This window comes from Pseudomonas tehranensis, from assembly GCF_014268615.1.
Lineage (GTDB): Bacteria > Pseudomonadota > Gammaproteobacteria > Pseudomonadales > Pseudomonadaceae > Aquipseudomonas > Aquipseudomonas tehranensis.
This window is the reverse complement of record NZ_JABWQV010000258.1, coordinates 1-6,752: the sequence shown is the minus strand read 5'-3', so window position 1 is coordinate 6,752 and position 6,752 is coordinate 1. Positions and strand designations below refer to the sequence as shown.

At 62.6% G+C, this 6,752-nt stretch carries 7 protein-coding genes; 2 read left to right on the top strand and 5 right to left on the bottom strand.

Features of this window, described 5'->3' with window-relative positions; all coding sequences use genetic code 11:
- Positions 1-38: 38 nt before the first annotated feature.
- From HU811_RS23400 to HU811_RS27610, 5 genes are all read right to left on the bottom strand, one after another.
- Positions 39-1,079 carry an AbrB family transcriptional regulator gene (locus HU811_RS23400; RefSeq protein ID WP_092459898.1) on the bottom strand — a complete coding sequence of 347 codons (1,041 nt, stop codon included), beginning with the start codon at positions 1,077-1,079 and terminating at the stop codon, positions 39-41.
- Entirely contained in the window at positions 1,072-2,586 is a 1,515-nt protein-coding gene (locus tag HU811_RS23395) for a tripartite tricarboxylate transporter permease (protein WP_092459900.1), read from the bottom strand. Before HU811_RS23395 ends, HU811_RS23400 begins: the two co-directional genes overlap by 8 nt.
- A 1-nt stretch (position 2,587) precedes the next feature.
- Complete coding sequence (locus HU811_RS23390; protein WP_092397315.1) at positions 2,588-3,046, bottom strand: tripartite tricarboxylate transporter TctB family protein; 459 nt, start codon at positions 3,044-3,046, stop codon at positions 2,588-2,590.
- Between the two features lie 57 nt (positions 3,047-3,103).
- Positions 3,104-4,081, bottom strand: coding sequence for a Bug family tripartite tricarboxylate transporter substrate binding protein (locus HU811_RS23385; protein WP_186658349.1), 978 nt, complete (start codon positions 4,079-4,081; stop codon positions 3,104-3,106).
- A 154-nt stretch (positions 4,082-4,235) separates the two neighbouring features.
- Positions 4,236-4,361, bottom strand: coding sequence for a hypothetical protein (locus HU811_RS27610; protein ID WP_263642029.1), 126 nt, complete (start codon positions 4,359-4,361; stop codon positions 4,236-4,238).
- A 235-nt stretch (positions 4,362-4,596) separates the two neighbouring features.
- Here HU811_RS27610 and HU811_RS23380 point away from each other — a divergent pair, with 235 nt between their 5' ends.
- Together HU811_RS23380 and HU811_RS23375 are read left to right on the top strand one after the other, a co-directional pair.
- Positions 4,597-5,268: a response regulator gene (locus HU811_RS23380; RefSeq protein ID WP_047227978.1), complete on the top strand. Its 672-nt coding sequence runs from the start codon at positions 4,597-4,599 to the stop codon at positions 5,266-5,268.
- Positions 5,261-6,652 carry a sensor histidine kinase gene (locus tag HU811_RS23375; RefSeq protein WP_186658346.1) on the top strand — a complete coding sequence of 464 codons (1,392 nt, stop codon included), beginning with the start codon at positions 5,261-5,263 and terminating at the stop codon, positions 6,650-6,652. Before HU811_RS23380 ends, HU811_RS23375 begins: the two co-directional genes overlap by 8 nt.
- Positions 6,653-6,752: the final 100 nt, after the last annotated feature.

Genomic DNA, 6,752 nt, shown 5'->3' with positions numbered 1-6,752 from the left:
TGTGGGAGCGAGCCTGCTCGCGATGGGGGCAACGCGGTCTATAAGTCCGAACCCGGCTTGCGCATCCAATACCTGAACAACGGCTCCGCCAGAAACAGCACAAACAGCAGCCGCATGACCTGCAACGCTGTCACCAGCGGCACCGACAATTGCAGCGTCTCCGCCGTCAGGCTCATTTCCGCAATACCGCCGGGCATCATGCCCAAGGTCAGTGAACGCAAGTCCAGGTGGGTCAGGGTACTCAGGCCCAAGGCCGCAAGGGTGGCGATCAACATCGTCAACACCGTGCCGATCAGCGTACGGCCCATGAACGACGGCGCGCGGCGGAAGAACTGCCGGTTGAAATGACAACCCAATCCGCTGCCGATCAACCACTGACCGATTTGGCTGCCACCGTCGGGCAGGCCGATGTGCAGGTCCCAACCGATGCTCACCGCTGCACTTACCAGCAACGGTCCGAACAGCCACGGGTTGGGTTGGCGCAAACGCTCCCAGCCCCAGGCGAGCAGGGCGCCCGCCGGGAACAGCAGCGCCAGCCATAGCCAGTCCACCGAGGCAGCGTGCTGCACCGGGGCGCCTTCGCCGAGCAAGTATTTGAAAGCGGCCGGCACGCAGAGCACCACCACCAGAACCCGCAGGCTCTGGCCGGCAGCGACGCGGCTCAGGTCGGCGCCATTGCGGGCACCGAGGTTGACCATCTCGCCGGAACCGCCCGGCATGCTGGAGAAAAAAGCGGTGGCGCGGTCTTCGCCGGTGCGGCGCATCAGCCACACACTCACCACGCTGGACACGCTGGTGATCAGCGCGCCGAAGAAGATCAGGCCAAAATGGCTCAGCACCTGCTCCATCACCACCGGGGTGAAGTGCAGGCCGATACCGATGCCTACCACCCACTGGCCGCATTTACGGCCGCCAGGGATTTCCATCAGTTGCCACGGGGTGAGGCAGCGCACCAGGATGATCGCCAGCAACGAGCCGACCATCCAGGGCAAAGGCCAGCCGATCAGGCTGGCCAGATAACCGCCGGCCAGACCGACCAGCGGTGTTCCCCACCATTGTCTGAGTGTTGCCTCAGACATTGGCCAGGGCGCGACGTTGAGCCGAGCGGCGGCGCCAGATCCGCAGCAATGGCATCAGCAGCATGATGACGGTCAATACCCAGCAACCCAAGGTGATCGGGCTCGACCAGAGGATTTCCAGCGCACCGTTGGAAATCGACAGCGCACGACGCAGGTTCTGCTCCATCAGACCACCGAGGATGAAGCCCAACAGGACCGGCGACAACGGGAAGTCCAGCTTGCGCAGGATGTAACCGAAGATGCCGATACCGATCATCAGGAACAGATCGAACGTGGTGGCGTGCACCGCGTAGACGCCGATCCCGGTGATGATCGCGATGACCGGGACCAATGCCCAGTTCGGCACGGCCAGGATACGGGTGAAGACGCGGATCATCGGGATGTTGAGGATCACCAGCATGATGTTGGCGACGAACAACGAGGCGATCAGGCCCCAGACGATGTCGGGTTGTTGCTGGAACAACAGCGGACCTGGAGTGATGTTGTACAGCGACAGTGCGCCGATCATCACCGCCGTGGTGCCGGAGCCAGGCACACCCAAGGTCAGCATCGGCACCAGCGCACCGCAGGCTGCACCGCCGATGGCCGTTTCTGGAGCGGCCAGACCACGCTTGTCGCCCTGGCCGAAAGTGCCAGTCGACCCTGCGATGCGTTTTTCTGTCATGTACGCCACGGCACTGGCCAGGGTCGCACCGGCGCCTGGCAGCACGCCCATGATGAAGCCCAGCACGCCGCATCGCATGTTCACCCAGAACACCGACGCCGCTTCCTTGACGTTGAACATCATCCGCCCGGTGGCTTTCACCGCTTCCTGGCCGCGATGGGTCTTTTCCAGCAGCAACAGAATTTCACTGATGGAGAACAGGCCCAGCACCAGCACGACGAACTGGATGCCGTCGGTCAAATGGATATTGTCCCCGGTGAAACGGTATACGCCGCTGTTGGCGTCAATCCCGACGCAGGACAGGAACAGCCCGATCAGCGCCGCGATGAAGGTCTTGAGCGGGCGGTCTCCGGCCATGCCGCCGAGACAGACAATGGCGAACACCATCAGGACGAAGTATTCCGCCGGTCCGAAGGCAATCGCCCATTTGGCCAGCAGCGGGGCGAACAGCACCATCCCGCAAGTGGCAATGAATGCACCGAGGAACGAACTCCACGCCGACAGCGAAAGGGCGACGCCGGCCATGCCTTTGCGGGCCATCGGGTAACCGTCCAGGGTGGTCATGACGGTGGAGGCTTCGCCCGGGATGTTGAGCAGGATCGAGCTGATTCGCCCGCCGTATTCGCAACCCAGGTATACGGCCGCTAGCAGGATCAGGGCCGACTCCGGCGGCAGACCGAGGGCGAATGCAATCGGGATCAGCAGCGCCACGCCATTGATCGGGCCCAGGCCCGGCAGCAGGCCGACCACGGTGCCGATCAGAGTGCCGCTCAGGGCGGTCACGAGGTTGTACGGGGTCAGTGCAACGCCAAAACCCTGGCCGAGATAATTCAGGGTATCCATATCAATTCTCCAGGACGTCGAGCAGGCCCAAGGGCAGCGGCACGTCCATCAGCTTGTCGAACAACAGATAGAGACCGATGGCCATCAGGCTGATGATCACCACGCTCGGCACCCAACGACCGCCATACAGGCGCGCCATCGGCACCCCGACCACGATGCTGGCGAGGATGAAGCCCAGGGGTTCGAAGGTTCCGGCGAATATCAGCAGCAGCACTACGCAGATGCCGATTTTTTGCAAGGTTTCACGATCCAGTTGCGGATCTTCGTCGCTGTGCACGATGGGCGTCGGACGAAACACCATATAAAGCAGGGCCAGGCTCAACAGCCCGATCATCAGCAAGGGGAAGGCGCGCGGCCCGACCGGTTCGTAGGAAAAGGCTGCCTGGTAAGGCCAGGCCATCAGCGCGAGGCCGACGCAAACCAGCAGCAGCACTGAAGCAAAAATACGTTGGATGAGCATGACTAACTCCTGGGCGGCGCCGTGGGATTACCGACGCCGCCGCGAGAACAGAGGCGATTACTGGACCAGGCCAAACTCTTTGGCCAGCATCTTGTAGTCGGCCACTTGCTTCTTCACGTAGGTGTCCAGTTCCGGGCCGGTCATGGCGAACGGAAAGAGTTCGCGCTGGTCACGCAGCTTGGCGAAGTCTTCGGAAGCCAGCAGCTTGTCGAACGCGTTTTTCCACCAGGCGTAGTCTTCATCACTGACCTTCGGCCCGAGGTAGAAGCCACGAACCACCGGCCAGACGATCTCGTAGCCTTGTTCGCGGGCGGTCGGGATGTCTTTCATTTCCGGCTCGTCCAGGCGCTTCTCGGCGAACACCGCCAGCAGGCGCATGTCGCCGCTCTGGATGTGTGGCATGGAGTCGGAGATGTCCGTACTGCCTACCTGAATATGGCCGCCAAGCAGGGCCGTTGCGATCTCGCCACCGCCTTCGAGCGCCACGTAGCGCAGTTTGCGCGGGTCGATACCGGCGGCCTTGGCGATCAGCGCGGTTTGCATCCAGTCCTGGCTGCCGACGGTGCCGCCGGAACCGATGACCACGGAGCCCGGATCTTTCTTCAGGGCCTGTACCAGATCATCGAGGTTCTTGTAGGGCGAATCGCTTTTCACCGCGATGGCGCCATAACTGGTGCCAACGGCCGCCAACCAGCGAACGGCGTTTTCGTCGAAACGCCCGAACTTGCCTTGGGCCAAGTTCAGCAACGAGCCACTGGACCAGGCCACCAGCGTGCCGGCGTCGGCCGGGCGCTGAGCGACCACTGCGTTGTAGGCCACCGCACCGACGCCGCCGGGCATGTAGGTCACGCGCATCGGTTTGGTCAGCAGTTTTTCGTTCACCAGGGCGCTTTGGACCAGTTTGCACGTCAGGTCGAAACCGCCGCCAGGCGCGGCCGGGGCGATGCATTCCGGACGCTTGGGTTCGGCGAGCAACTGCCCGGCGAACATCAGGCAACCGGCGGCCAGGGCTACTTTACGCAGTGATAGGTTCATTTTTGTCTCCACAGGAGTTGTTGTTGTGTGTTGCACATTTGGCGATGCCGGACCCTTGAGGAATCGACAGCGGACCATTACCAGAACTTGACGCTACAGCCGACCGCCAGATGCAGGTCATCCGCATCGCAGGTCGTAAGGTTGGAACGATAGGTCACGTGGCGCAGATGCACAGGCACGACGGTGCAAGACCGGCGAAAGCGGCGGCGCAACTGAAGCACGTCTGGTTGAAGCGGGAAGGGCGAGCAGGCGTCGGGGCCTGGGGCTGTATGGACAGCATGGTGAATACTCCGCGCTATTGTTCTTATTTGGCGAAAACGCTTCGGGGCGTTTTTCGTTCGCAAGGTGCCTCGCGAGCGGCAGTCGAAACTAGCCGTTGGAGGACTCTAACCGGTCAACCTTTCGCTAACCTTTCAAAAGCTTTCACGATGTTTTTGGCTTCACAGAGGTGGATGCGGCTGTAAACTCCGCGCCACAGAATGGTGCCGACCATCCCTGAATCGAGGTGAAACCCAATGCGTGTCCTGCTCGTCGAAGACCATCTCCAGCTGGCCGAAAGTGTAGCCCAGGCGCTCAAGAGCACCGGTTTGACCGTGGATGTGCTGCACGACGGGGTGGCGGCCGACCTGGCTTTGAGCAGCGAGGAGTACGCGGTCGCGATTCTCGATGTGGGGCTGCCACGCATGGACGGCTTCGAGGTGCTGGCCCGGCTGCGGGCCCGGGGCAAGACCTTGCCGGTGTTGATGCTGACTGCCCGCAGCGACGTCAAGGACCGGGTCCATGGCCTGAACCTGGGCGCTGACGATTACCTGGCCAAGCCGTTCGAGCTCACTGAGCTGGAAGCGCGGGTCAAGGCACTGTTGCGCCGTAGCGTATTGGGTGGCGAACGCCAGCAGCGCTGTGGCGGGTTGATTTATGACCTGGACACCCGCCGCTTTACCCTGGACGACGAACTGCTGACCCTGACTTCCCGCGAGCAGGCCGTGCTGGAAGCCTTGATTGCCCGGCCAGGGCGGGTGATGAGCAAAGAGCAGCTGGCGGCCCAGGTGTTCGGCCTGGACGAAGAGGCCAGCCCCGATGCCATTGAAATTTACGTCCACCGCCTGCGCAAGAAACTCGACGGTCATGCCGTGGCGATCGTGACATTCCGTGGCCTGGGCTATCTGCTGGAAACCCGCGATGCATAAGCCCGACAGTTTGCGTTGGCGACTGCTCTGGAACCTGGCACTGCTGTTGGTGGTACTGATGCTCGCCAGCGGCCTGAGTGCCTATTGGAACGGTCGCGAAGCCGCGGACACGGCCTACGACCGCACGCTGCTGGCCTCGGCCCGGACCATCGCCGCCGGCCTGTCGCAACGCGACGGCAGCCTCAGCGCGGATGTGCCTTATGTGGCCCTGGATACCTTTGCCTACGACAGCGCCGGGCGTATTTACTACCAGGTCAATGACATCCACCAGAAGCTGATTTCCGGCTACGAAAACCTTCCAGGCCCACCGCCCGGTACGCCGCGTACCGACGATTACCCGGCCCTGGCGCGTTTCTATAACGCCAGCTATCAGGGGCAGGACGTGCGGGTGGTGAGCCTGCTCAAGGCGGTGAGTGAACCGAACATGAACGGCATGGCGGAGATTCGCGTGGCGGAAACCGAAGAGGCGCGGATCAGCATGGCCCGTGGCCTGATGGCCGACACGCTGTTGCGCCTGGGCATGCTGGCAGTGGGCGCGCTGTTGATGGTGTGGTTCGCCGTCAGTGCCGCCTTGCGCCCGCTGGAGCGCTTGCGCACGGCAGTGGAGGAGCGTCAGCCGGACGATTTGCGGCCATTGCCCCTGGTGGAAGTCCAGCATGAACTCTGGCCACTGGTGCGGGCCCTCAACCATTTCACCGAGCGTCTTCGCGGGCAATTCGAGCGTCAGGCGCAATTCATCGCCGACGCCGCCCATGAACTGCGCACACCTTTGGCTGCGTTGAAGGCTCGGCTTGAACTGGGGCTACGCGCCAGCGAGCCGGTTGTCTGGCGTGAAACCCTGGAAACCGCGGCCCAGGGCACGGATCGGCTGACCCATCTGGCGAATCAGTTGCTGTCCCTGGCACGTGTCGAAAATGGTGCCCGGGCCATCGCCGAGGGCGGCGCGCAGCTACTGGATCTCAGCCAACTGGCACGGGAGCTGGGCATGGCCATGGCGCCGTTGGCCCATGCCCGCGGCGTGGCGTTGGCTTTGGAAGCCGACGAACCGGTGTGGCTGCGGGGTGAGCCAACCTTGTTGAACGAATTGTTGAGCAATCTGGTGGACAATGCCCTGGCCCATACCCCGTCGGGGGGCAATGTGATCCTGCGGGTCACAGCACCTGCGGTGCTCGAGGTCGAGGACGACGGACCTGGCATCCCGCTGCATGAGCGAGACCGCGTGTTCGAGCGCTTCTATCGACGCAATCAGCAAGTGGCCGGTTCTGGTTTGGGGTTGGCGATCGTCGGTGAAATCTGCCGTGCGCACCTGGCGCAAATCACGTTGCATGACGGGCAGGAGGGCGGTCTGAAAGTCAGGGTGAGCTTTATCCCCGGTTCCGATTGAACCCGAGCCGAACACTGTCTTGTGGCGAGGGAGTGGCCGCCGCGTTTGCGACACTGCGCAGTGAACCCGGTCCTGTGGCGAGGGGATTTATCCCCGTTGG